Source organism: Porcincola intestinalis (assembly GCF_009696445.1).
GTDB lineage: Bacteria > Bacillota > Clostridia > Lachnospirales > Lachnospiraceae > Porcincola > Porcincola intestinalis.
Genome location: NZ_VULZ01000013.1, coordinates 76,613 through 102,936, shown reverse-complemented (window position 1 = coordinate 102,936; position 26,324 = coordinate 76,613). Strand labels below are relative to the sequence as shown.

The 26,324-nt window shown below is 50.7% G+C and carries 23 protein-coding genes, 2 tRNA genes and 1 rRNA gene; 2 read left to right on the top strand and 24 right to left on the bottom strand.

Annotated elements, in window-relative coordinates:
- From FYJ35_RS11685 to FYJ35_RS11645, 9 genes are all read right to left on the bottom strand, one after another.
- A 16S ribosomal RNA gene (locus tag FYJ35_RS11685) occupies positions 1 to 228 on the bottom strand; the annotation flags it as partial.
- 152 nt (positions 229 to 380) lie between these two features.
- Positions 381 to 470, bottom strand: a tRNA-Ser gene (locus FYJ35_RS11680).
- Between the two features lie 83 nt (positions 471 to 553).
- Positions 554 to 639: transfer RNA gene (locus FYJ35_RS11675), tRNA-Ser, on the bottom strand.
- Positions 640 to 802: 163 nt separating this feature from the next.
- Positions 803 to 1,501 carry a 2-C-methyl-D-erythritol 4-phosphate cytidylyltransferase gene (gene ispD, locus FYJ35_RS11670; protein WP_154526738.1) on the bottom strand — a complete coding sequence of 233 codons (699 nt, stop codon included), beginning with the start codon at positions 1,499 to 1,501 and terminating at the stop codon, positions 803 to 805.
- 6 nt (positions 1,502 to 1,507) lie between these two features.
- Entirely contained in the window at positions 1,508 to 2,536 is a 1,029-nt protein-coding gene (tsaD, locus tag FYJ35_RS11665; RefSeq protein ID WP_154526736.1) for a tRNA (adenosine(37)-N6)-threonylcarbamoyltransferase complex transferase subunit TsaD, read from the bottom strand.
- A 7-nt stretch (positions 2,537 to 2,543) separates the two neighbouring features.
- On the bottom strand, positions 2,544 to 3,455 hold the full coding sequence (locus FYJ35_RS11660; RefSeq protein ID WP_154526734.1) for a ribonuclease Z: 912 nt from the start codon (positions 3,453 to 3,455) through the stop codon (positions 2,544 to 2,546).
- Between the two features lie 3 nt (positions 3,456 to 3,458).
- Positions 3,459 to 4,655 (bottom strand): tRNA (adenosine(37)-N6)-threonylcarbamoyltransferase complex dimerization subunit type 1 TsaB, encoded by a 1,197-nt coding sequence (tsaB, locus tag FYJ35_RS11655; RefSeq protein WP_154526732.1) that lies wholly within the window; start codon positions 4,653 to 4,655, stop codon positions 3,459 to 3,461.
- A 3-nt stretch (positions 4,656 to 4,658) separates the two neighbouring features.
- A complete protein-coding gene (gene tsaE / locus FYJ35_RS11650) occupies positions 4,659 to 5,099 on the bottom strand; it encodes a tRNA (adenosine(37)-N6)-threonylcarbamoyltransferase complex ATPase subunit type 1 TsaE (RefSeq protein ID WP_154526730.1) in 441 nt (146 codons plus the stop codon).
- Positions 5,096 to 5,725, bottom strand: a complete 630-nt coding sequence (locus tag FYJ35_RS11645; protein ID WP_154526728.1) for an NUDIX hydrolase — start codon at positions 5,723 to 5,725, stop codon at positions 5,096 to 5,098. Before FYJ35_RS11645 ends, tsaE begins: the two co-directional genes overlap by 4 nt.
- Before the next feature lie 270 nt (positions 5,726 to 5,995).
- On the opposite strand from FYJ35_RS11645, the gene FYJ35_RS11640 reads away from it, so the two are divergent.
- A complete protein-coding gene (locus tag FYJ35_RS11640; RefSeq protein WP_154526726.1) occupies positions 5,996 to 6,481 on the top strand; it encodes a hypothetical protein in 486 nt (161 codons plus the stop codon).
- Entirely contained in the window at positions 6,478 to 7,236 is a 759-nt protein-coding gene (locus FYJ35_RS11635) for a DUF975 family protein (protein ID WP_154526724.1), read from the top strand. The genes FYJ35_RS11640 and FYJ35_RS11635 overlap by 4 nt, the downstream gene beginning before the upstream one ends.
- A 96-nt stretch (positions 7,237 to 7,332) precedes the next feature.
- Here FYJ35_RS11635 and thrH read toward each other — a convergent pair whose 3' ends face one another.
- The 15 genes from thrH to FYJ35_RS11560 form a co-directional block, all read right to left on the bottom strand.
- On the bottom strand, positions 7,333 to 7,938 hold the full coding sequence (thrH, locus tag FYJ35_RS11630) for a bifunctional phosphoserine phosphatase/homoserine phosphotransferase ThrH (RefSeq protein ID WP_154526722.1): 606 nt from the start codon (positions 7,936 to 7,938) through the stop codon (positions 7,333 to 7,335).
- Positions 7,939 to 7,973: 35 nt separating this feature from the next.
- The gene (locus FYJ35_RS11625; RefSeq protein ID WP_154526720.1) at positions 7,974 to 8,420 is read right to left on the bottom strand and encodes an ACT domain-containing protein; all 447 of its coding nucleotides are present in this window, start codon (positions 8,418 to 8,420) and stop codon (positions 7,974 to 7,976) included.
- Between the two features lie 2 nt (positions 8,421 to 8,422).
- Positions 8,423 to 9,346, bottom strand: coding sequence for a TPM domain-containing protein (locus FYJ35_RS11620; protein WP_154526718.1), 924 nt, complete (start codon positions 9,344 to 9,346; stop codon positions 8,423 to 8,425).
- 12 nt (positions 9,347 to 9,358) lie between these two features.
- Positions 9,359 to 10,459 carry a TFIIB-type zinc ribbon-containing protein gene (locus FYJ35_RS11615; RefSeq protein WP_154526716.1) on the bottom strand — a complete coding sequence of 367 codons (1,101 nt, stop codon included), beginning with the start codon at positions 10,457 to 10,459 and terminating at the stop codon, positions 9,359 to 9,361.
- A gap of 47 nt (positions 10,460 to 10,506) precedes the next feature.
- On the bottom strand, positions 10,507 to 11,703 hold the full coding sequence (locus FYJ35_RS11610; protein WP_154526714.1) for an SPFH domain-containing protein: 1,197 nt from the start codon (positions 11,701 to 11,703) through the stop codon (positions 10,507 to 10,509).
- A 172-nt stretch (positions 11,704 to 11,875) separates the two neighbouring features.
- Positions 11,876 to 13,012 (bottom strand): peptide chain release factor 2, encoded by a 1,137-nt coding sequence (gene prfB, locus FYJ35_RS11605; protein WP_328597082.1) that lies wholly within the window; start codon positions 13,010 to 13,012, stop codon positions 11,876 to 11,878.
- An 88-nt stretch (positions 13,013 to 13,100) separates the two neighbouring features.
- Positions 13,101 to 15,680, bottom strand: coding sequence for a preprotein translocase subunit SecA (gene secA / locus FYJ35_RS11600; protein ID WP_154526712.1), 2,580 nt, complete (start codon positions 15,678 to 15,680; stop codon positions 13,101 to 13,103).
- A gap of 231 nt (positions 15,681 to 15,911) precedes the next feature.
- Positions 15,912 to 16,436 (bottom strand): ribosome hibernation-promoting factor, HPF/YfiA family, encoded by a 525-nt coding sequence (gene hpf, locus FYJ35_RS11595; RefSeq protein WP_154526710.1) that lies wholly within the window; start codon positions 16,434 to 16,436, stop codon positions 15,912 to 15,914.
- Between the two features lie 102 nt (positions 16,437 to 16,538).
- Positions 16,539 to 19,046 (bottom strand): homocysteine S-methyltransferase family protein, encoded by a 2,508-nt coding sequence (locus FYJ35_RS11590; protein ID WP_154526708.1) that lies wholly within the window; start codon positions 19,044 to 19,046, stop codon positions 16,539 to 16,541.
- Positions 19,047 to 19,114: 68 nt separating this feature from the next.
- Positions 19,115 to 19,804, bottom strand: coding sequence for a vitamin B12 dependent-methionine synthase activation domain-containing protein (locus tag FYJ35_RS11585; protein WP_235906559.1), 690 nt, complete (start codon positions 19,802 to 19,804; stop codon positions 19,115 to 19,117).
- A 71-nt stretch (positions 19,805 to 19,875) separates the two neighbouring features.
- Positions 19,876 to 20,679: a phosphoribosylformimino-5-aminoimidazole carboxamide ribotide isomerase gene (hisA, locus tag FYJ35_RS11580; RefSeq protein WP_154526706.1), complete on the bottom strand. Its 804-nt coding sequence runs from the start codon at positions 20,677 to 20,679 to the stop codon at positions 19,876 to 19,878.
- Positions 20,680 to 20,688: 9 nt separating this feature from the next.
- Positions 20,689 to 22,377, bottom strand: coding sequence for a formate--tetrahydrofolate ligase (locus FYJ35_RS11575; protein ID WP_154526704.1), 1,689 nt, complete (start codon positions 22,375 to 22,377; stop codon positions 20,689 to 20,691).
- Positions 22,378 to 22,423: 46 nt separating this feature from the next.
- Positions 22,424 to 24,379, bottom strand: coding sequence for an NAD(+) synthase (locus FYJ35_RS11570; protein ID WP_154526702.1), 1,956 nt, complete (start codon positions 24,377 to 24,379; stop codon positions 22,424 to 22,426).
- A gap of 61 nt (positions 24,380 to 24,440) precedes the next feature.
- On the bottom strand, positions 24,441 to 25,319 hold the full coding sequence (hslO, locus tag FYJ35_RS11565; protein ID WP_154526700.1) for an Hsp33 family molecular chaperone HslO: 879 nt from the start codon (positions 25,317 to 25,319) through the stop codon (positions 24,441 to 24,443).
- Positions 25,320 to 25,445: 126 nt separating this feature from the next.
- Entirely contained in the window at positions 25,446 to 26,300 is an 855-nt protein-coding gene (locus FYJ35_RS11560) for a putative manganese transporter (protein ID WP_154526698.1), read from the bottom strand.
- Positions 26,301 to 26,324: the final 24 nt, after the last annotated feature.

Below are 26,324 nucleotides of genomic sequence, written 5' to 3'. Positions count from 1 at the left end.
GAGTTTTTCACACTGCACCATGCGGTGCTGTGCGCTTATGCGGTATTAACAGTCGTTTCCAACTGGTATCCCCCGGAACAGGGCAGGTTTCCCACGCGTTACTCACCCGTCCGCCACTCAGTACAAGATCTTCCGTCCGAAAACTTCCGTCCTTATACCTCGTTCGACTTGCATGTGTTAAGCACGCCGCCAGCGTTCATCCTGAGCCAGGATCAAACTCTCGAATAAAATTTGATTCGGATCAAAGATGCTGCCGACATCTCTTATCCCTTTTACTGTTTAAAGGTCAGTTCCTTAAAATAAAACTTTTCAGAACTTTCAAGGTTGTTTCACTGTTCAGTTATCAAGGTGCTCAAAGCATCGATATCACTCCGATGCAGCGGAGAAGGAGGGATTTGAACCCTCGCGCCGCTTTTAACGACCTGCACCCTTTCCAGGGGTGTCCCTTCGGCCAGCTTGGGTACTTCTCCAGAAATACTTGTTGCCCTACAATTTAATGACTTTGCCTTCGTCACATATTATTGATTATGATCGAATCTCATCTCCGATCAAACGGAGAGGATGGGATTCGAACCCATGCGCCCTTGCGGACAAACGGTTTTCAAGACCGCCTCGTTATAGCCACTTCGATACCTCTCCAAAACCGTTTCGTGCTGCTCTTTTCTGCAGCGCTCGATTAATATATCATCCTACTGATAGAATGTCAACACTCTTTTTCATTTTTATGAGCAAGATTTTTACGATTTTTTACGGTTTTTTACTTTTATGGTTTTTGGCGTTTTGGAATTTTTATGAACACGTATCATGTGCGTTTCCACTCTTTGATTAACAGTTCCGCCAGTAATAGATCCTGAGGCACCGTAATTTTAATATTTCGGACATCGCCCTCTACAATTTTCACACGCGCCCCTGCGTATTCTGCTGCCATGGCATCATCCGTCACGGTTACACCATCTGCAAAGACCTTCTCATACGCAGCCAAAATCAGTGGATAAGAAAAAGCCTGCGGTGTCTGCATCATTCGAAGTGTCCTTCTGTCAGGTGTGCTGACCACCATCTCCTGCTCATCCACAATCTTGACTGTATCCCGGGCCGGTACAGCGACTGCTGCAGCCCCATATAAAGCAGCAGCTTCTGCCGCACGTACAATCACTTCCTGGCTGACAAGCGGCCTGGCCCCGTCATGAATCAGCACGCAGGAAATATCGTCACTTAGTGCATGGAGACCGCATAATACAGAATCTCCCCGCTCTTCCCCTCCCGGAACGATCCTGGATACCTTGGTCAGTCCATACCGCTTCACAATCTCTTCCCGGCACTTCATGACCTGGTCCGGTCCCGTTACGAGTACAATTTCATCAATGTCAGGACTCTGCTGAAATACCTCGATTGTCCAGGCAATCACAGGCTTTCCACAAAGGCTGAGATACTGCTTCGGCATCGATTGATGCATCCTTTTTCCTGCTCCCGCAGACAGAATCACGGCTGCATTTTTCTGCATATACGATCACCTTTCTCCAAGTCTGAGATTCGGAATGGCATTCAAACTCCAGTCGGAGCGAATCCCTTTTCTGTAGTCATAGTATGCTGCAGCGCCGATCATAGCTGCATTATCGGTGCACAAGATCGGGGACGGGCGATAGAAAGCTACCCCTCTCTCCTGGCAGGCCTGTTCCATCGCATGCCTCAGAGCACTGTTGGACGCAACTCCTCCGGCAATCGCAAATTTCCGGAAATGAAACTCCTCAACCGCTCTCATGGCATGTGAAACCAGCACATCCACCACTGCCTTCTGAAAGGATGCCGCTACGTCCGGTACACATATTTCCTCTCTCTTCATATGGCATTCGTTCAAATAGTTCAGCACCGCACTTTTCAAGCCACTGAACGAAAAGTCATACTCCGACCCTCTGACCTTCCCCTGCGGGAACACAATGGCGTCCGCATCGCCCTCTCTGGACACTTTGTCAATCTTGGGACCTCCCGGATAACCCAGGCCAATTGCGCGGGCTACCTTGTCGAATGCTTCCCCGGCTGCATCATCGCAGGTTTTCCCCAGGATCTCATACTCTCCGTAGTCCTTTACCAGCACAAGATGCGTATGACCTCCGGAAACAATCAGACACCCGAAGGGCGGTTCAAGTTCTTTATTCTCAATGTAGTTTGCGCTGATATGTCCTTCGATGTGATGCACCCCGACAAGCGGAAGATCCTTTGCCCATGCAATCGCCTTTGCTGCAGATACTCCGACCAGAAGCGGACCGATAAGCCCTGGCCCATAGGTCACCCCGACAGCATCGATATCATCGAGCGTCATCTGTGCATCCTCAAGCGCCTTCTCCACAACCTGACTGACGCGCTCAATGTGCTTTCTGGAAGCGATTTCCGGCACGACACCGCCATAGAGCGTATGGATATCAATCTGCGAGGAAATGATATTGGACCGCACATCCCGTCCATTGACAACAACTGCAGCTGCTGTTTCATCACAGGAGCTTTCGATTCCCAATATTCTGATTTCTTTTGTGTCTTCCATCTTTCGTTCAGTCCTCAAAGTCAAGCTCGCAGCTCAGTCCGTCACTTCCGCACTTTGTCTGTTGAAAAATTGTCTCTGCCATCTTCAGGTACTGCTCCGGGTGTGTCAGTGAGGGACTATAGTGCGTCAGCCAGAGTTCTCTCACCCCCGCATCCGCTGCTAAAGAAGCTGCCTCCCGGATCATCATATGCTTGTGATCCTTTGCATTCACCAGCTTCTCCTCCTCACCATACATCCCTTCACAGATGAACAGATCTGCTTTTTCCGCATTGCGGACAATCGAGGCTGTCGGCCGTGTATCGGTCGTATAGGTCAGCTTCAGTCCCTTTCTTGGCGGTCCCAGCACCAAATCCGGCGTCAGAATCCTGCCATCCTCTGCTGTAATCGTCATCCCCTTCTGAAGCGGGTTCCAGTATTTCAGAGGGATTTCCTCTCGCTTTGCGCGTTCCTGGTCAAACCGGCCCTTTCTGTCCAGCTCCACTGTATATCCATAACAGGGCACTCTGTGATTGACCTTGAATGCCTTGAGGCGATAACCATTCAGCGTGAATTCCTGCTCATCCCCTTGTATTTCCACATATTGAATTTCAAATGGCAGTTCCGGTGCTATGACTCTCAGTGCATTCACAACCCGGGGAAGCCCTTTCGGTCCGATCAGTGTCAGTGGCTTCGTCCTTTCCGCATTTCCCATCGTCAGAAGAAGACCGGGAAGGCCGCCGATATGATCCCCATGGAAATGAGTGAAGCAGATGACATCAATCGGCTTGAAGCTCCATCCCTTCTTGCGCAGCGCAACCTGGGTTCCTTCCCCGCAGTCAATCAGAAGACTGCTTCCGTTATATCGCACCATCAGACTTGTCAGATGGCGGTACGGCAACGGCATCATTCCGCCGCAGCCGAGCAGACAGACATCAAGCATGGGTCAGTTTTCCTTCCTCTTCCACATAATCAGTGCATCCTCCCTGGGTTGTTCGTAATAGTCTTTCCGAACTCCCTCTGTCCGGAATCCCAGCCCTTCATAAAGTGATACAGCAGCCTTGTTGCTTTTACGCACCTCAAGGGTATAGTCGCTGATCCCCTGTTCTCTTCCACGCCGCATAGCCTCGGTCAGCAGCTTTCCGGCAATTCCCTGTCTTCTCAGAGCATCCGAGACTGCAACGTTCATGATGTTGCCTTCCCCGGCAGCATTCAGTAATGTCACATACCCCGCAAACTCGCCATCTGTGCAGTCCTCGGCAACCAGCATCGTATACTGCGCCTGATGCAGGGATTCCCGCAGCATCTTCTCGCTCCATGGCAGAGAAAAATATAGTTTCTCCATCACCGCAATCCGTGGAAGATCCTTTTCCTCAGCGGGTCTGATCCGGATGGGGTTCTTTTCCGCAAGTCTGCAGCTTCTGACTCTCTCCGCCTGTGAAACTCTGAGGTAAATCGGCCTGTGTTCCTCCGCCGTTTCTGTCCTTCCGGCTGCCAGCAGCTCTTCCGCCCTCAATGCAACAGATGCTGCCCTCTGTTCAAGAAGATTCAACGGAGCAATCCGGTATGGTACCATCAGCTTCTCATTCAGGATGTCCCGGTATTTCACGCATCCATCCCCAAGAAGAATCAGTCTCTTCCCGGTTTTTTCTGCCATCTCGTTCAGCCTGATACACAATTTTTCAACTGAAACAGGCTTCTGATCCATCAGAACAACCAGTGAGGTTTTATCCGGGCTGACAGATGATAAATCATCCTGATACGTGTAAACCCCGGAAAATACTTCCGTCCTTCTGGCATCCATCATCGGACAGATCAGCTCGCCGCAGCCATGAAAATTGGATGCGAGCCCCTCTAATGTCGGGACATTGATGATCGGGATCTTCAATGCAAGCGCAATTCCCTTTGCTGTTGCTGATCCAATCCGTAATCCTGTAAAGGAACCCGGTCCGCCTGAGACAGCTACTGCTCCCAGGGTTGTTTTATCCAGTTCAATCGCACGAGAAAGTTCATCAATCATCGGAAGCAGGGTCTGGCTATGCGTTTTCTGATAATTCACAGTATACGCCGCAATCAGTTTTCCATCCTCCACGACGGCAGCTGACGCAGGCATTCCAGATGAGTCAATCGCGAGTATTTTCATCTCTTATCCCTCTACCGTAATTTTTCTGTAATCAAATCCCTTTTCCGGATTTTTTTCAATCGTGACACGCTTCAGCTTCCCGTCCGGAATTTCCTCCATCAGGTCTTCTATCAAGTTTGCCCACTCAATCAGACAGACGCCATTCCCATAGACATAGTCGTCCCACCCGACTTCCATCATTTCCTCCGGGTCGCCGATTCGATATACATCAAAATGATACAGCGGCAACCGTCCCTCCTCATAAAGCTGCAGGATGGTAAATGTCGGACTGCTGATGTCTTCCTGTATGCCAAGACCTGCTGCAAATCCCTTTGTGAATACAGTTTTTCCAACACCAAGATCGCCCAGGAGCGCGATGACATCTCCCGGAGCCGCTTTCTCCGCCATCTGAAACCCAAGTCTGAACGTATCATCAGGAGTGAATGCCTCTGCCACCTTCTTCATAACTGCCCCTCTCCGGCACGCTGATGCAGAAACGCAAGCGGATCTGCCGAGCTGATGAAGTTCATCAGCATGAATGCACAGTTTGCTGCAACATTCTCTTCCCTCAGAATCCGTGCTGCCTCCTGTCTGTCCGCGAGTACCACATCCAGCTGCTCCGTATCCTCCAGGCCACTCTGACTGATTGTCCCACCGGCAGTTCCAAAAACCATACAGCAGCTTTCATCTGTCATTCCTGCCGATGAATAGAACGGCCGCTCATATCCGGAGTCAGACAGCACAGGATGAAACTCAAGTCCTGTCTCTTCCCGCATCTCGCGCAGGGCAGCCTCATCAACCCGCTCTCCATCCTCGACAAGGCCGGCAGGCAGTTCATAGATATAGGCGCCAAGCGGGTATCTGTACTGATGAACCAGAACCACCCGGTCTCCGTCCTCCCCGTATAAAGCGAACATGACAACACCATCAGGTCTGTCAGCTCCGGTCATCAGATCCAGTTTTTCTGCCGACTCTCTTCTTGAACACATATAATATTTCTTGTGATTGCCAATCCGGTCTGTCGTGTTGAGCTCATAATAGTTCAGAAACCGATTATTTGTAACCTGACTGACACGGTCTACCTCTGCCATCTTTTCTGATATCTGCCCTTTCATTATATTCTGTCTGCGCCTTTGCTGCCGGGCGCCGGAATTCCGTCCAGTGTTCCTATTATCCTTTCGATAAAACCCTTTGTCAAGCAAGGGGACGGATGCCATTTTGCAGCGTTTTCGCGATGAGATGTGAAGATTTCATGAATTAAACCCATCCGGATTGTTCATAAAAAAACTGCGTGTTAAGATAGGAAATAAATAACAAGGCAGTCCCTTGTTGTATCTCAATATACCGGGAGGTGGCCCTTTATGAATCATTCCGATAACCGATCTGTCATGGTCACAGTATCCTTTGTCCTGGCGCTTGTCGCTTTTGCGTCATTTCAGATTTTCTTTATATCGCTTCCATGTGCATCCGTTTCAATCATCCTGGCACTCATTTCGAGAGGCGATGGTCCTCTTGTTCCTCGTGCCAAGGCTGCTCTGGCCTGTGCAAGTGCGGCTGCCGTACTGACAACTGTTCTGACAGTGTCTGCCGTCTATACATATATGCATAATCCACAGCTTCGTGCTGAGGTGGAGCAGCTTTACCAGTACTACACTGATCCGGATGCCGAGACTGGTTCAACCGACGAATCACCCAAGAGCGGAGAAGCTCTTCTGCGGGAGATTCTGTCAGGCCAGTACAGAGCGGACAAGCAGAATGGTACTTCGTCCGATACTGCCCAGTCTGGCACTGCTTCTCAGAGCGCAAATGAAGTCTCTGCTACACTGAACGGAGGCCGTGTGATATGACCAGTTTCAGTCTGAAGGCCCGCAGCCGCGCAATCCTGATCGATTGCTACGCATTCGCCGTGTTTGCCTCCATCATCATGAGTGTCCTGAACATAGTCCTGTTCTGTCTCGGAGATCTTGCTTCTTTTTCCTCCAGGAGAAATATTCTCGGTTCTTCTCTGAATCTGCTGATTTCATTGATCCTGTTTGCTGTCTCCACACTGCTGCAGACCGGGTACTGCTTTCTTTCCCTGAACATTGCGCGAACAGGTCACGCGAGAATCAGAGACTTGTTTCTCGGTTTCCGCTATCACACCGGAAGACTGGTGCTTCTTTCCATGGCTCTGACCGTCATAAAGTACCTGTGTGCCTTCCCTCTTGTCTATCTGATTTTTGCATTTCTTCTTCAGGGGACAAGAACTTCAATGTTTGGTGTTTCGCTTTCATCAGACCTTCAGTTTGCGGGAATCGCAATTCTCTGTCTGCTGGTGTCCGCATTGCTCTATGGCGTATTCTATCTGTTATATGACCAGGCTCTGTTCTTATTCATTGACCATCAGGACTACAGTTTTTTGCAGTGCCTCCGGGAAAGCCGGAGGATGATGTACGGTCACCGTATGCAGCTGTTTGTGCTGAACCTTTCTTTCATTGGCTACTGGGTGCTTTCCATTCTCTCCCTTGGCACAGCCTATATCTGTGTCAAGCCATACATAGCTGTCACAAAAGCGCTCTTTTATGTAGAGCTGTCCGGACAGCGTGACCCATACGGTACTTGATTTTCCATCAATACCAGCCGCAGCTGCAAAACAAGAAAAAAGAGGAATCTCGCTCCTTATGGAAGCGGGATTCCTCTTTTTATACGATTGTTTCTATTACTCTGCCAGGGCCTTCTGGATGCCCTCCAGCAATTCATCATAGGTTTCAAAAGCCGGCAGCTGCGGATAATCCTTCCGGATCTGATCGGTCGTGCGGAATAAAAATCCCGCCTTGCTTGCCTTGATCATTGCAAGATCATTAAACGAATCCCCGGACGCAATGGTATCAAAGCCGATAGACTGAAGCGCCCTGACTGTATTCAGCTTGGAATCCGGAATCCGCATTCTGAATCCTGTAATCATTCCATCCGGAGCAACCTCGAGCGTGTTGCAGAACAACGTCGGCCATCCAAGTTTTTCCATCAGCGGTGAAGCAAACTGTGTGAATGTATCGCTGATAATGATTACCTGCGTCTGTGCGCGAAGTCTCTCCAGAAATTCTCTGGCTCCCGGAAGCGGATCAATCGTTGCAATTGTATCCTGGATCTGGCGGAGTCCCAGCCCATGTTCCCGGAGAATACCCAGTCTCCACTGCATCAGCTTATTATAATCCGGTTCGTCACGAGTCGTCCGCTTCAGCTCGGGAATTCCACTCGCCTGAGAGAATGCAATCCATATCTCCGGCACAAGTACTCCCTCAAGGTCCAGGCAAACGATATTCATGTCACTTCTCCTCCTGATATCTGTCAACTGTCTGTCTATTCTGCTCCGAGAATTCTCAGCGACTTTACCCCATCCATCGCATCGATCTGGTCCATCATCTCCGTCACATCCCCGGTCTCAGGCATCACCTGAACACTGATCGACGTCGAAGCCATTCCCGATACCGGGATAGACTGATGGATTGTCAGAATGTTTGCTCTTGATTTGGCGACAATCATCAGTACATCGCTCAAAAGCCCCGGCTCATCCCTCATTTCGATCAGAAATGTGATGGTCTTTCCCCTTACATTCTCATGGAACTCAAATATATCATCCTTATATTTGTAAAAGGAGCTTCTCGAAATTCCAACTTGATCGGTTGCCTCCATCACTGAAGGTGGGTTCTTTCCCTCCAGGAGTCTTTTCACCTCCACAACCTTCAACAGGACCTCCGGAATCGCATTCTGTGTCACTACATAATACTTTTTCTGCTCATTCTGCATCTTCAGAAACTTCTTCCGCCTCCGCCTGCCGAATAGCCACCTGATGTCGTGTGCGTTGACGTTGTTCCGCCGCCGGATGACCCTCCGCCGCCATCATTTCTAGGGATCCTCCTGGAGGTTACAAACTGATTTACAAGCCTGTCATCTCGTCTTTTCAGGGTAAGCCCAACCTGATCTCTCTCCGAAAACCCGTCTCCCGAAATTCCCTTCATGGAGTACGCGCTCTTCACAGATGCGAAAAATGCCAGAAAACCGGCTGTCCCTGCCAGAAGGGAAATCAGCACCTTGACAGGCGTAACGGTTTTCGGCTTATGGTAAACGGTCACTTCCCCTGTATCCTGGTTTACGATCCGAGTTCCATCCGGGATTCCCTTCCTGTAATACCGGCCTGTGTCCTTTAGCATACTCTCGAATGTTTGATCGTATTCCCCTTCGCTGACATACTCATACGCATGATCCAATAGTGCATCGACCCTTGTATCTGTCAGATAATACTGCAGACCGCCATAGGTTGCAATGTATATTTGACGGTTATCCATGTCAATGACATAGCTGGCTCCGCTTGCTGTTTCCGGGCCATCATCCGTCAGGGACTCAAAGTACGCCTCCGCAAACTGCTGCGTTGTCTTTCCTTCCGTCTGATCTGTTGTGACAAGTCGAAGCTCATATCCGGTCTTCTGGGAGAGCTCTGCTGCCTGCTTGAGCAGCTCTGTCTCTTCCTCTTCCGTCAGCAGCTGTGCGCGATCCTCCACACTGGCCAGCCTGCTGCCGGATGCATAGATCAGCTCTGTTTTCTCCTCCGGCTCTGCTCCGAATGCATTTGCGCTGTACACGCCCGAAATGACCAGGACTGCTGCAGCCAATTGCAGGAAAAATATCGTCCCCAGCCTGAAAATGCTGTCTTCTCTGTTTTTTCTGATATTCATGGACAGTCCTCCTCACATCAGAAAATATAACAGTGCCAGGACAATCACAAACAGGCTCCCTCCGAGTGCCCCGGCAAAAGCCGACAGCTTCACCATGTCGACCGGAAGCCTTCCATGAATTTCTCCTGTCTGACCATTCATGGCAAAGTAATATTTTGCTCCGTCCAGAGCCTTATATGTCAGCAGCCAGACCGGAAGAAGCATGTATGCATATTGCTCCGACTTTATGCTGAAGGACGATTGTTTTCCAGTGACAACTGAATATCCCTCCATCGTCCTCTCCAGAGCATGCTCTGCATATCGTTTTGCCCTGTCCTGCATCTCTTTTGCGATCTGTTCCGACTCGATGTCCCGCTTCTGGGCAACAAATCCCTGCAAATAGCCAATGGTAAATGGCTTTGCCTCTCCAAACCGGAATGGCATAACCGCATTGATCAGATTTTTATCGCTTTCCTGAAGTGCATTTCTGGACAGATTCTGAATGTCAATCTGTCCGCCTCTCTCCACATGGAATACCTTGGTTTCTGTGTATTCCATGTCGCCTGTCACCCATGTCCGAATTCGGTTTGCAGCTGCACTCATCTGTCCATCAACGGAAGCATGATATACCCAGAACGGATAATACACGCCTGACAGCTTCTCAACCTGGTCTTTTGTGAAAAAAGCCTTCGGCACGAAGCGTTTATGATGGACATAGTCCAGAAAAATCTCTTCCGCTTTCTTTTTATCGTACTTGAATAGGATCAGTCTGTCCGGCAGATATTTCCCCGACAGCTTCCCTTCCAGAACGATCGGATTGTGGCAATAATAGCAGAAGGTCGCAGCGGTTGTCTCATCCGTGATCACGGTCGCACCGCAGCTCGGGCAGGTATACAAAACCGCCCCCGTCTGGCCCTCATTCTTTCCCTCAGTGGATGGCTCTTTCTCCTTCTGTCCGAGATATGCGGCTTCCTCTTCTGAAACTGTTTGATCTCCTGCCTGCTGCGGTGCCAGCTTTTCCAATTCCTCCTGGGTAAACTCTGACAGGCAGAAATCGCACTTGAACTTCTGCAGCTTCGGATCAAACCTCAGCCCGCCGCCGCAATTGGGACACTTATATGTAATCGTTGCCATACAAGCACTCCTTCTTCCGGTTCATCCCGGCCGCCTCATCCTTTCAGTTACTCCGGTTTTTTCGTCCCGCACTCCGTACAGAACTTTCCGGCATTCAGATGCCCGCAGTTTGGGCAGAACCATTCTCCTGGCTGCTTGGCACGAGCTCCTGCCGGAGCTCCCGATGCCTGCTGGCTGCCCTGTGTGTTCTGTGCATACTGCCCCGGCTGCTGATATGGATTCTGCTGTCCGTACGGATTCTGTCCGCCTGCCTGGTTCATCTGCATCTGCATCAGATTCATCTGGCTTGCAGACTGGGAAAAAGCACCTGCCGACTGCATGCCAAACCCCATTCCCATATAGGCTGCCCCTGCGCCTGCCGGGTTCGATCCTGCAGACTGCAGCCCCTGCGCAATCGAACTCTGCACAAAGCCTTCCCGGATGGTCGGATCCTGCATCATGGCGCCCTGATTGCGCATATTGATCAGCTTCTGCGACTGTTCATCGTAGGAGATACTTCCAATCCCTACCGATACAATCTCAATTCCCCTTATCTTTGTCCAACTCTCGTCGAGAGCATCCGCCATGTACCTGGAAAGCTCCGTCCCCTTGCCGGCCACATAGGAGATCCGGACTCCATCGGCGCTCATCTTATTGATTGCCGTCTGGAGTGCTTCAAGGAACTCGTTCAGGAACTGCTCGTTGATATCCTCCACTTCAACGTGGGATGCATTCCTCGGCACACAGTTTGCATAGAACAGAAGCGGATTGGTGATACGGATCGAGTAACTGCCAAACGCTCTCAGGAACAATTCTGAATTATAGAAACTGTCGAAATAATTGATCGCATTCCTGGTTCCAAAGCGAATCCCCTTGATCTCCTGCAGGTTGATATAATAAACTCTCTGGTTCTGCGGTGTTGTCCCGCCAAACTTGAAACGTTCCCATACATCCTTCAGACTTTTCTTGATCTCTCCCTGAAACAGAGACGGCTGTGAGGAATTATCCACCACAAAATACCCAGGCTCTGCAGAATAGTCGATGATCTTCCCTCCGTCTGTCAGAAGCATAAACTGGTTGTCGTAGACATGGATGACAGAGCCATTGGAGATCACCTCTCCGCCCTTCACATAAGATTGTCCTTTTTTCTGCAGGCCTCTTGTAAAAAGCGTCTGAGCCCCCATATCAACGGGTTCTACCGCGTCCTTCCACTGGTCTCTCAGCGCTCCTGACACAGAGCCAACTGCCGCACGAATAATTCCCATAGTTTCTCCTTTTCTGGCTGCAGACTGCCGCCTGTAAAAAAGACCTTCAGCTCCGGTCGGCTATTCTCTTTTCAGATGAACTCCCCCGAAAGCCAAAGGTCTGACTTCCTATTTATCGTGATTCTGCTGTATTTCTGCTGTCTTTTCAGATTCTGTAATCCTGCCTGCAGGCTCAGTCCGCTGTCTGAGCCTTCCGATCCGGTCTGCCCAGGCTGTCCCACTTCAGGTACGCATTGATAAATGGATCCAGATCGCCATCCATTACGCCCTGCACATTCCCGGTCTCATAGCCTGTTCTCAGGTCCTTCACCATTGTGTATGGCTGAAAGACATAAGAGCGAATCTGGGATCCCCATGCAATATCCTTGACCTCTCCGCGGATATCTGCTGCCTTCTCCTCATTCTCCTCCAGCTTCAGCATGTAAAGTCTCGATTTCAGAATCTGCATTGCCTTCGCTTTATTCTGGAACTGGGAGCGCTCATTCTGGCAGGTGACAACAATGCCGGTCGGATAATGCGTAATTCGAATCGCAGACGACGTCTTGTTGATATGCTGTCCGCCGGCTCCGCTTGAACGGTATGTATCGATTCTGATATCCTCCGGGCGAATCTCAATATCTACATCTTCCTCGATATCCGGCATGACATCACAGGATACAAAGGACGTCTGGCGTTTTCCTGCTGCATTAAACGGTGAGATCCGAACCAGGCGGTGGATGCCCATCTCCGACTTCAAAAGTCCATAGGCGTTCTCTCCATTCACCTGGAAGGTAACCGACTTCAGCCCTGCCTCGTCACCTTCCAGCGAATCAAGCACTTCCATCGAAAACCCATGCCGCTCAATCCAGCGTGAGTACATTCTGAAGAGCATACTGCACCAATCACAGGCTTCTGTCCCGCCGGCTCCGGAATGCAGGGTAACAATCGCGTTGCTGTTGTCATACTGGCCGGAGAGCAGCGTGCGAATTCGGACAGAATCGAAATTCTCTTCGAATTCCTGCTCGCTTTCTCTTACATCATCAATGACAGATGCATCCTCATCCTCATTGGCCATGTCAATCAGCAGCATCAGCTCCTCATACTGCCCACTGAGCTTCTTGTAATCCGCGATGTCATTCTGAAGCGCACCGAGCTCCTTCTGGGTTCTGGTCGCCTTCTCTGTATTCGTCCAGAAATCCGGTTCAGACATCGTCATGTGAAGTTCCTCGATTCTTTTTTCCTTGTTTTCAAGATCGAGTGAACTTTTCATCTCCGCGAGTGGCTGCTCATATGTTTTCAGTTTCGTCTTCAGATCGTCTAATTCGACCACTTGTCAATCTCTCTTTCCTTTACACATAGCAATCCAGCCAGGCTAGTTTCTGCCTTCTGGCTTCAGATACTGGTCCAGGCTTTCCGTATCAGACCGGCTTTCTCCCATGGCACTGCTTGTATTTCAGACCGCTCCCGCACGGGCACGGGTCATTCGGATAAATCTTTTTAGCCTTGCGCTTCACCGGCTGCTTCTGCGCAGAATCATCCCGATTCGTACCGGTTACCTTGGCGACCTCCTCTCGTTCCACCTTCTGCTGTACCTGAACATGGAACATCATCTTCAGCGTATCATTCTGGATGGAGGTTGTCATCTCATTGAACATATCGTATCCGATCATCTTGTACTGGACAAGCGGATCCTTCTGTCCGTATGCTGCAAGCCCGATCGACTGCCGCAGCTGATCCATATCATCGATATGGTTCATCCAGTGTGTATCCACAGACTTCAGCAGGACGACACGCTCGATTTCGCGAATATCAGCGCCAGCATCCGTCAGCTCCTTCTCCTTCGCCTCATAAAGGTCATCTGCTTCCCTGATCAGCTTTTCCTTCAGCTCACGCGCGGACTGTCCCTTTATTGTTTCCTCCGTAATCGGCGAAAGCGGAATGACCGGGCAGATCAGATTATTGAGCTCCTCCAGATCCGGCTTGTTCTCGCCGGAGCTCTTCTCATCACTCACAACGCGATCCACACCCTCATTGACACAATCCTCGATCATTTTCATAATCGAAGCCTTCATGTTGTCGCCATCCAGGACCTTGCGGCGTTCTGCGTAGATGATCTCCCGCTGCTCATTATTGACCTGGTCATACTCCAGCAGGTTCTTTCTGATCGCAAAGTTATTCGACTCGATCTTTTTCTGTGCCTTTTCAATGGCATTGGACAGCATCTTATGCTGAATCTGCTCACCCTCATGAACGCCAAGTGCCCTGAATGTGCTCATCATCTTATCAGAGCCAAACAGCCGCATCAGGTCATCCTCCAGGGAAATGTAGAACTGGGACTCACCAGGGTCACCCTGTCGGCCGGAACGGCCACGCAGCTGGTTATCAATCCGTCGGGACTCATGCCGCTCTGTGCCGATTACAAGCAGACCGCCGGCATTCTTTGCCTCCTCATCCAGCTTGATATCGGTACCACGGCCTGCCATATTGGTTGCAATGGTGACCGCATCATGAATACCGGCATCCTTGATGATGGCTGCCTCCTGTTCATGGAACTTCGCATTCAGCACGTTATGCGGGATTCCCTCCCTGCGCAGCATATCAGAGAGAAGCTCGGAAACCTCAATCGTGATCGTGCCGACCAGGACAGGCTGATGCTTCTCATGGGCTGCCTTGATCCGCTCAACGACTGCCTTGTACTTTTCCTTCTTTGTCATATAGACGGCATCGTCCAGATCTTTTCGAATAACCGGCTTATTAGTCGGAATGACAATGACATCCATTCCGTAGATGTCTCTGAACTCCTCTTCCTCTGTAAGCGCTGTACCGGTCATACCTGCTTTCTTTGCGTATTTGTTGAAGAAGTTCTGGAACGTGATGGTTGCAAGTGTCTTCGACTCCCTCTTGATCTTGACGTGCTCCTTCGCCTCTATTGCCTGGTGAAGGCCGTCAGAATATCGTCTTCCCGGAAGTACACGTCCTGTGAACTCATCGACAATCAGGACTTCGTCATCCTTCACGATATAATCACGATCACGGAACATCAGATTATGTGCGCGAAGTGCAAGAATGATGTTGTTCTGAATCTCAATATTTTCAGGGTCAGACAGATTGTTGATATGGAAGAACTTCTCACACTTCTCAATTCCCTGCTGAGTCAGTGTGACGATCTTGTCCTTCTCATTCACGATGAAATCACCTGTCTCAGTGATCTCCTCGCCCATAATAGCGGTCATCTTTGTGACTTCGCCGCTTGCCTCTCCCTTCTGAAGCTGGCCGGCCAGCACATCACAGACCTCGTACAGCTTTGTAGACTTTCCGCTCTGGCCGGAAATGATCAAAGGTGTTCTTGCTTCATCAATAAGGACAGAGTCGACCTCATCGATAATGGCATAATTCAGCTCTCTCTGAACCAGTCGGTCCTTATAAATAACCATGTTGTCACGAAGATAGTCAAATCCATCCTCGTTATTCGTTACATACGTGATGTCCTTCGCATACTCTGCGCGTCTTTCCTGTGATTCCATCGAATTCTGAATTACGCCACAGGACACCCCGAGAAACTCATGAACCGGCGCCATCCAGTCATGGTCACGCTTTGCCAGATAGTCGTTCACCGTCACAATATGAACGCCCTGACCAGTCAGGGAATTCAGATAGGCCGGAAGCGTGGAGACGAGTGTCTTTCCTTCACCCGTCTTCATCTCCGCAATACGCCCCTGATGGAGAATGATTCCACCAATGATCTGTACGCGGTATGGCTCAAGGCCAATCACTCTTTTGGCTGCTTCCCTGACAGTTGCGAATGCCTCCGGCAAAAGCTGATCAAGCGTCTCCCCATTCTGATAACGGTTCCTGTACTCATCCGTCTTGGCCTTCAGCTCAGCATCTGACAGAGCCTGCATCGCCGGCCGAAGTGCTTCGACCTTGTTTACAAGCGGCATGATCCTTTTTAATTCCCGGTCAGAATGTGTACCGAAAATCTTATCTGCGAATCCCATATATTTTCTGCTCCTTTGACCGCCGGTCCCGCAATTGCTCCCCGGCCGCTTTCGTTTACATATTCAATAAACCTAATCTGTTTTATTCTAACATATGGGAGGCAGACGTGACAATATTTGACAGAAAATGATATGACATGTGAACAGGCGGGGACAGGAACTGCCGGCTCTGTTCCTTCTGGTAAAAAGGAACAGAGCCGGCAGCCATCTCATCTGTCACTCAGCGATCTGTTAATCCTCCGGCTCAATCAGACCATATGTCCCGCCCTTACGTTTGTAGACAACATTGGTCTCATCCGTCTCCGCATTGCGGAAAACGTAGAAGCTGTGTCCGAGAAGCTCCATCTGAACACAGGCATCCTCCGGATACATCGGTTTGATATCAAACTTCTTTGTACGGGCAATCCGGATCTCCTCGACCGGCTCTGCCTCCTTCTCAATAAACTCTCTTCTGAAGCTTCCATCCCGGTGTCCCTCGATCAGCTTCTGCTTATATCTTCGAAGCTGCCGTTCAATCACTTCCTCCACCAGGTCAATCGAAACATACATATCATTCGAGACTTGTTCAGATCTGATGACGGTTCCCCGCATCGGAATGGTCACCTCGATCTTCTGGCGGTCCTTCTCAACACTCATCGTGACGATGACCTGTGTATCCTCTGTAAAGTAGCGCTCCAGCTTTCCGAGTTTTTCCGTGACCGACCTTCTCATGGATTCTGTCACATCGATGTTTTTTCCGCTGATTGTAAATCTCATAAGCACAGCCTCCTTTGGAGAATTTTCTTACAATTATTATACTACAGCGAACGTGTGTGAACAACATGCCAATTTGAAGATTGGCATATTTCACAGTCTCCGTTATCCAAGGACTTCTTCAGCATACTGAACAGAGGCCATCGCATCCTTGCAATACCGGTCCGCATGTATAGAAGCTGCATAGCTTTCTGTCATCACGGCACCTCCTACCATGATCTTCACATCCGGCGCCTTCTCATGCAGCTGACGAATGGTCTCCTCCATGTTCGCGACGGTTGTCGTCATCAGCGCAGACAGACCGACCAGCCTGACCTTCCGCCTGACTGCAGTCTCCACAACCGTCTCCGGCGGAACATCCCTGCCCAGATCAATCACATCAAAACGGTAGCTCTCCAGAAGCACTTTTACGATATTTTTCCCGATATCATGGATATCTCCCTTCACAGTCGCAAGGATCACACTCCCACGCCTGTTTCCTCCCTGCCCGGAGACTTCCATCTTCTCTTTCAATACCGCAAATACTCCTCTTGCGGCCTCAGCGCTCATCAAAAGCTGTGGAAGGAACACTTTTCCGTACTCAAAATCTTTTCCTACTTCATTCAATGCCGGAATCATGCAGTGGTTGATAATCTCCAGAGCCTCCCGGGATTGCAATAGGCCTTCCGCACACTTCTGCGCTTCCTCTCGAAGTCCCTTCCGGATGCACTGAATCAGTCTGGAAGCATCTGGATTTTCTGTCAGCTCTCCACTGTCGTTTAAATACCCCTGCTCCTTTTTTGTCTTTTTTCCAGCCTGAACGGCATGGCAATCAAATGCAGCGGTGTTTCCTTCTTTCAGGATTCCTCGCAGATCTTCTTCCCACACAGCCCCCCTCGGAAGCGCTGGTTTGAAATCAGCATAGGTGCTGATGTATGCACCGCAGTTCTCATCCTCTGCTGCCAGCACCAGGTATGCATCATAAGCTCCCTTCATTCCCTCTGAGCAGGGATTGATAATCGCAGCATTCAGCCCCTTCTGCAGCGCCATTGTAAAGAAGGTCTGGTTAATGAACGCCCGCTGCGGGAGCCCGAATGAAATGTTGGAAACACCAAGGATTGTCTTTGCACTCAATTCCTCCTGAACCCTCTTCAGGGTGTCTAGCGTCACCAGCGCCCCTCTGGGATCAGCACTGACTGTCATGCACAGGCAGTCGATGATTATATCCTTTTCCGGAATTCCATATTTCTTCGCTTCCTCGAGAATCTTTCCTGCTACTCTGACACGCCCTTCTGAAGTGTCTGGAATGCCGTTCTCATCAAGCGCCAGGGCTACAACAACACCGCCATATTTTTTTACCAGCGGGAAGACCGCATCCATGCTCTCCTTTTTCCCGGAAACTGAATTCACCATCGGCTTTCCGTTATAGATCCGCATCGCTGCTTCCATTGCCTGGATGCTGGATGTGTCGATCTGAAGCGGCAGCTCCGAAATGCTCTGAATCTGCCGGATTGTTTCACAGAGTGCGCTTGTCTCATCTGTTCCCGGTACCCCGACATTGACATCCAGAATATGAGCTCCCTTCTCCTGCTGTTCAAGTGCCATGTCAAGGATATAACTATAGTTCTGATCCCGAAGAGCCTGTGCCATCTTCTTTTTTCCGGTCGGGTTGATCCTTTCTCCGACAATAACCGGCCGTTTTCCAATTGTCTGTGCAACTGCGTACGAGGTAACGATTGTCTCCTGTTTCTGAACGATGTCCGGAGCTTTTCGTCCCTCGGCCACTTTCTTCACAGCCCGTATGTGAGCCGGTGTCGTCCCGCAGCATCCCCCGACCGCAGACACCCCTTCGTCAAGAAGGGCGGCGATATCCCCCGCAAATTCCTCGGGTCCGACGTCATAGACCGTTTCCCCGTTCTCTGATCTCGGCAGTCCTGCATTCGGTGTGCAGATAACAGGAACAGATGCGTATCGAAGCAGTTCCCTGGCTGCCTTCAGTATCTGTCTCGGGCCAAGCGAGCAGTTTGTTCCAAGTGCATCTACGTGCAGCCCTTCCAGCATTGCAACAACCGACTTCGGAGTTCCGCCTGTCAGCATCTTCCCGGATTCGTCGAAAACACAAGTTGCAAACACGGGCAGGGAGGAGTGTTCCTTTGCAGCCAGAACAGCTGCCTTGAGCTCGTGCATGTCGCTCATTGTCTCAATCAGGATTGCATCCGCCCCATTTTGAACGCCAAGCTCCACCACCTCTGCATAGATAGAGACAGCTTCCTCAAAATCGAGATCTCCCATCGGTTTCAGAAGTCTTCCGGTCGGTCCCAGGTCGAGCGCAACCAGTCCGTGTCCGGCCTGCCGAACTGCCTTGTGTGCGCAGTCGAAGGCTCCCCTGACAACCTGGCTCAGCGTAAATCCATCTCCCCGGATCTTCAGCCGGTTCGCTCCGAATGTGTTGGTACTGATAATGTCCGCTCCGGCATCCAGGTAATCCTTATGAATCCGAACGACTGTATCCGGGTGCAGCAGGTTCCACGACTCCGGAAGTTCTCCCAGCCCGATTCCCGCCTTCTGGAGCATTGTACCCATTGCCCCATCAAACAGGATGATCCTCTCCTTCATCACTCTGCGTATATCCATATGCACTCCTGTTCCCGGGTCTGGCCGACAGCCCCTGTAGAAAATGATTTCCTCGTTCTGCCGTGTGCTTACCCGGCTGCTGAATGTCTTCGATAGAGGCAGTCCGCCTTGCTGCACACCTCACATCCTTCTCTGACGCAAGGCAAATGATCTCTTCCCGCCCCAATCACAGCCGTTACAGACTTGCTTGGAATCATCAGCAGGGACTCAGTCAATGCGATTCCGACCCTCTTTTCAACCTGAAGCGCTTGAAAAATATCCCGCTGATTGTCAAGCGGGAAATCTCCATATCCCGGTGAAAACCGCGGTCTGAGATACAGCCCTCTGCCTGCCGCCTCTGTCTTGATGGCATCATTTGTCAGATTGCACCACGCTTCGATCATGGCCGCCGATGCCGCCTGCATTACAACACCCCGGCTTGCATTTGTCAGGCTGTACCTGCGCAGCAGCAGGTCAACCTTCGACCCTATTGTAGCGGCCATCACAATGATATCGCTGCATCCTCTCAGGTTTTTCTCCAGGCTGCGGCTGTGTGTCCGAAAACAGGTCATATCAATTGTATGTAGCTCGTCCTGTGGAACATGCAGTGGAAACATCTGATGAAATTCTCTCAGCTGTACGTTATCTGTCAGCTCTTTGAGAACACTCTCCACCAGCGCCTGTGTTGCTTGATCCGGCTCTCCGCTCCGAATCCCCAGATATCTGTAGATTTCCCGTCTGTTGACCTTCAGTTCTTCTGGATTACCTGTCATATTCATCGCTCGTCTGCTGTGTTCAAGAAATAACTCTACTCGCAAAAGGCCTTCCGGAGGTGAAAATACAACACCGGTTATTTTGTTTCCCCTCCGCACATCTCAAGGACGCACCGATACGCCATTCTGCCCCCAAATAAGTCCAGCGCACTTCCGATCGTCACATCGACCATGCCTTTTCCATGGTTCCGGACGGCTTCAAGGTCCTGAAAGCTTCCGATTCCGCCTGCATATGTGACCGGAAAGAGACATTGCTCTTCTCCTGCGCACGCCGCTGCAATTAATTCAACCAGTTCCAGCTGCGGCCCACTCTGCCTTCCCTCCGTATCCACTCCATGGATGAGAAATTCATCGCAGAATTCGGACAGCCTTCTCAGGACCTGAACGCTCAGCCTCACATCCGACCACTTCTGCCACCGATCTGTAACGATATAAAATCCATCATTCTTCCGTCTGCATGACAAGTCCAGAATCAGATGTTTTTTTCCTACCGCTGAAACCATCTGTTCAAGGTGCTCACGGTTAAACCGTCCTTCTGAAAAAACATATGAAGTTACAATGACATGAGATGCTCCCGCATCCAGATAGTCCTGCGCATTCTCCGGCGTCACTCCTCCTCCAAGACTGAAATCTCCCGGTTCAGCATGAAGCGCCTCGAGTGCTTCCGCTCTGGTTGCCTCGTAATATGGCGACCCAGCCGGATTCAAAAGGATGATATGGCCGCCCTTCAGATGGTCCTTGTGATAAAAACGTGCAAAATCCGCCGCTGATTTCTCCGCCACGAAATTTTCTATGGCGCAGTTTCCGTCATCTCTGAGCGAGCCTCCGACAATCTGCTTTACTTTCCCGTTATGGATATCGATACAGGGACGAAATCTCATCACACTACCTCAGAACAGTCCAGTGATTTTTCCGTTTTCATCAACATCAATATTCTCTGCTGCCGGATGTGTCGGCAGGCCGGGCATCGTCATAATGTCGCCTGTCAGTGCCACAATAAACCCGGCCCCGGCATTCACCCTGAGACTGCGGACTGTCACCTTGAAATGCTCCGGAGCTCCAAGCTTCTTCGGGTCATCTGAGAATGAATACTGTGTCTTTGCCATACAGATGGGAAGATTTCCAAAGCCCATTCGCTCAATCTGTGCTGCTTCCTTTTCCGCAGCATCATTCAGCAGTGCGCCGTCTCCCCTGTAAACTATTCGGGCAATCTGATCAATCCGCTCTGCAATCGTTCCCTCAAGCTCATAGGCGTACCGAAAATGATTCGGCTCTTCACATAGTCTGACGACTTCCTGTGCAAGCACCTTGCTGCCTTCCCCGCCCTTTGCCCATGCCTCAGACAAGACAGCCTTCACGTCATGCTTTCTGCATTCTGTTTCAACCAGCTCCCACTCTTTTTGTGTATCTGTCGGAAATGCATTCAGCGCGACTACGCAGGGCAGACCAAAGACATCCCGGATATTACTGACATGACGGAGCAGGTTCGGAAGTCCTTCCTTCAGGGCCTGAAGATCCTCCTCGCCAAGCTGGTTCTTTGCCTTCCCTCCATGCATCTTGAGCGCACGCACGGTCGCCACCACTACCACGGCATCAGGATGTATCCCGGCTTTCCTGCACTTGATATCCAGAAACTTCTCAGCTCCCAGATCTGCGCCAAAACCAGCTTCCGTCACGGTATAATCCGCCAGTTTCATGCCCATCTTTGTCGCGATCACAGAGTTGCAGCCGTGTGCAATGTTTGCAAACGGTCCGCCATGGATGATCACCGGGGTATGCTCCAGTGTCTGAACCAGATTGGGGCGGATTGCGTCCTTCAAAAGCGCCGCCATTGCGCCTTCCGCATGCAGATCCCCCGCCGTTACAGGCTTCTGTTCCGAAAGCTTTCCATAGGTATACCCGACAATCAATTTTGAGAGTCTTTTCTTCAGATCCGAAAGATCAGAGGAAAGACACAATACCGCCATCACCTCCGAAGCAACCGTAATATCGTATCCATCCTCTCGGGGTACTCCGTTGGCTTTTCCACCCAATCCGTCAACAATAAACCGCAGCTGACGGTCGTTCATGTCCACACATCTTTTCCAGGTAATCTTTCTCGGATCTATATTCAGCGGATTGCCATGGTAGATTGAGTTATCAATCATAGCCGCGAGCAGATTGTTTGCTGCGCCGATCGCATGGAAGTCTCCCGTGAAATGAAGATTGATATCCTCCATCGGAACAACCTGCGCATACCCACCACCTGCCGCGCCGCCCTTGAGTCCAAATACCGGTCCGAGCGATGGTTCCCTGAGAACCGCACAGGCTTTCTTCCCGATCACAGAAAGACCATCTGCCAGACCGACAGAGGTCGTCGTCTTCCCTTCCCCGGCAGGTGTCGGCGTAATGGCTGTCACGAGGATCAGCTTTCCATCCGGTTTATCTTTCTGATCTTTCAGAAGCCTGTCGTCGATCTTCGCCTTATACTTTCCATATAAATCCAGATATTTTTCATCTATGTCAAGTTTTTCTGCAATCTCCCGGATTGGCTTTATTTCAGCAGCCTGCGCAATCTCAATATCCGATTTGTCCGTCATGTCCTACCTCCCTCATCCTCCATTTCTACCGTTCTCCCGCATCTTTTCAGAGAAGATCCAGTTTCTCCCGCCAGATTGAAACCACTGCATCTGACGGCATCCTCAGATCCCCTCTCGGAGACAGTGCAACAGACCCGACCTTCGGGCCGTCCGGGATGCAAGACCGCTTATACTGCTGCGAGAAAAACCTCCAGTAGAATGTCTTCTCCCACTTAAGGATGACATCATCCTCATAAATTCCCTTGAACGCAAGCTTCGCCAGTCTGTAGATTTTTAGCGGATCAAATCCGAACCTCAGGACATAGTACAGGAAAAAGTCATGCAGCTCATATGGTCCTACCAGATCCTCTGTGATCTGTGCGATCCTTCCATCCTTCGGAGGAAGCAGCTCAGGGCTCACCGGCGTGTCAAGAACATCCAGGAGTGTTTCCTGCAGCCGTTTATCCCCGCAGGTATCTGCAGCATAATGTACAAGATGCCTGACCAGCGTCTTCGGAACCGAACAGTTGACTGCGTACATGGACATATGATCGCCGTTGTAGGTTGCCCATCCCAGCGCCAGCTCCGACATATCCCCTGTTCCGATCACCATCCCGCCATACTGATTGGCGAGGTCCATCAGGATCTGTGTCCGCTCCCTTGCCTGTCCGTTTTCATATGTTACATCCGTCACCGACGGATCATGTCCGATATCCCGGAAGTGAATCTGGACGGCCTCCTTGATATTGATCTCTTTCAACGTACAGCCAAGTGCTTTCGACATCTCAACCGCATTGTGATATGTCCTGTCAGTCGTTCCGAATGCCGGCATTGTGACAGCAAGAATCCCACTGTGATCCATGGAAAGCAGATCGAAGGCCCGGGCAGTCACAAGCAGCGCCAGTGTTGAATCAAGTCCTCCCGATATCCCGATCACAGCCGCCTTGCTGTGCACATGTTCAATCCGTTTCTTCAATCCCAATGCCTGGATTGTCAGAATCTCCTCACATCTGCGTTCTCTGTCAGCCTGCTCATCCGGGACAAATGGTCTCCTGTTATAGATCCTTGTCAGAACCGTTCTTTCCATCTTCAGAGTAAACGGAACCACTCTGTAAACCGGGGATGGCTCCGAAGGATAGGTCGTCATTCTCCTGCGCTCCGCCAGAAGCCTGTCTATGTCAAGCTCTGCATACGTAATTCCGCACGTAAACCTGCCGGAGTCTGCAAGCATCGTTCCATTTTCGCAGATCAGCCTCTGCCCGCCAAAAACAAGATCCTGTGAGGATTCTCCCTCTCCCGCACTGGCATAGACATAACCTGCAATCAGCCTGGCGGAGGTCATCGAAACCAGTTGCTCTCTGTAAATGTTCTTGCCTGTCACCTCAACCGATGCCGATAAATTCACAATCAGGTTTGCACCGGCCATCGCAGCTCTGGTGCATGGCGGATCAGGAGTCCACAAGTCCTCGCAAAGTTCTGCGCCGATCATCAGGCCTGCAAGACTCCCGGAGGACTCAGCTTCCGCGCCCTGTAGTCCTTCCTCCTTGGGAATACACCGAAACAGCAGGTTCATACCAAACGGGACCGTCTGCCCGAAGAATGAAATCTCCGTGACTTCCTCAACGCCGGGGTGAAACCATCTGGCCTCGTAGTATTCGTTGTAATTGGGGAGCGACCGTTTCGGAACAAGCCCAAGAATCTTCCCTCTCTGAAGAACAGCTGCAGTATTATACAGCTTTCCGCAAATCTCGACGGGAAGCCCGACAAAGATCAATGCCTCCAGGTCCGCTGTTCTATGTGCAACATCAAGGAGCGCCCTGCCGGCCTTCCGGATCAATGGCGCCTGCAGAAACAGATCCCCGCATGTGTAAGCAGTCAGTACCAGCTCCGGAAAAACGATAATCTTTGCCCCTTCTGCAGCTGCCTCTCTGGCAAGCCGTATGACCTCTTCCGCGTTATAGGAAACATCCGCAACGCGGATCTTTGGTGTAACAGCAGCTGTCTTGATAAATCCATCCCACATGAATGATCCCCTCTTCCGGTTTCTTCATCATCCAGATACCGGCTCATCCGTCAGGGTCTTGTCAGCCCTTCCGTCTCTCTACGATTTCCCTGAGTTCACCGGCGTCAAACCGGTAGGACTTCCCACAGAAATTGCATGCAATGTCGATCGGCTTGTTATCTGCAGCCAGACTCTCAAGATCACTCATCTGCAACGTCGACAGGACATGCCTGACACGATCCTTGGAGCAATCACATGAGAATGATACTGGCATCTTCTCTTCGATCTTTACATCAAACTCTCCCAGCACCTGGCCGAGAATCATCTCCGGTGTCAGGCCATCAGAGAGCATGGATGTAACAGACGGCATTGACCTGAGTGCTGTCTCAAGCTGGTTAATGACTTGTCCGTCCGCCTGAGGCATCACCTGTATGATAAAGCCGCCGGACTGCCTGACACTGAGATCCGTATCAACCAGAACACCAAGCCCGACAGAGCTTGGCACCTGCTCAGATTCTGCAAAGTAATAGGTCAGGTCCTCCGCAATTTCACCGCTTGGCATCTGGATGGTTCCGACATATGGCTCTCTCAACCCCAGGTCCCGGATGACAGTCAGTGTCCCTGCCCCGACGGCTCCGGCAACATCCAGATGACCATTGTCCTTCAGGGGAAGTTCTATTCCCGGGTGATTCACATATCCTTTCACATGCCCCTTCGAATCGGCAGTTGCTGTGAGAGCGCCAATCGGTCCGTCGCCCTTTACCTGGATGGTCAGAACTCCCTTGTCTTCCTTCATCATGCTGCCCATCATGACCGTCCCTGTGAGCAGCCGTCCCAATGCTGCCGTACAGACAGGCGTCATTCTGTGCGCCTGCCGTGCGTATTCCGCTGTCTCTTTTGTCGTTGCGGCAAATGCACGGATTGACTCATCCGCTGCAACCGCCCGCACCATATAATCCATTCGTTATCTGCCCTCCCGGACGCGCACGAAGCGGTCCCCTCGTTTCGTCATATCTGTCCGAATACTCTCTGCCGGATCAAGTCCTAAGTCCCCGGTTCCGTCTGTTTTCCCTTCAAACATCCACGCTCAAAATATCCGGAGCCCCTGTACAATCAGCCCTCCGGCAACACCCAGTATATAAAGAAGGATTGTCAGCTGGATATTCTGCCTGGTATGCCGGTTTGTGCGGAACAGCACAAGCAGTCCGACGCCTGCTCCTACCATCAGCCCGGAAACCATCGCTCCGGCACTCATGACCCCCTCCAGATACAGCTGCGTGAGCGCTATTGATGCCGCACAGTTCGGTATCAGCCCAATCAGGCCGGCGAGTACTTCTCCGATTACAGGCCGGTTCAGAACCAGGTTCGACAGATTCTCTGTCCCTACGATCGAAAGAAGAATATTCAGCGCAATGGAAATCAGCAGAATAAAGAATGTAATGCTTACAGTATGCTTGAGCGCTGACCGGACGATTCCCTTCTCGCAGTGACAATGCTCCTGTGTACAGATTCCGTGAATACCAACCCCGATTCTTCTCTCATTCAGTTTTCTGAACAGAAAATCCACCAAAAATCCTGCGATCACCCCATAGAGTGCCTTCACAATCAGAACCTTTGCGATAAAACCGATTCCTGCTCGTTCAGACAGCAGGATCGGGAGCATCTCATCCGATGTCGACAGAAAAACTGCAATCAGGGTTCCCGCGGTTATAACCTTCCCGGCATACAGGCTGGCTGCTGCAGCGGAGAAACCACACTGCGGAATCACGCCCAGAATGCCTCCCACAAGCGGTCCCAGACGCCCGGCTTTTCTGATTGCTGTTTTTGTATGATCCGATGTCCGATGTTCAACCCACTCCATTACCAAGTAGGTGATAAACAAGAACGGAATCAGCTTCAGGGTGTCCAGTGTTCCGTCCCAAATTGCGTCAAGTATTTTCATGTATAAACCGTCTTACTCCTCAAT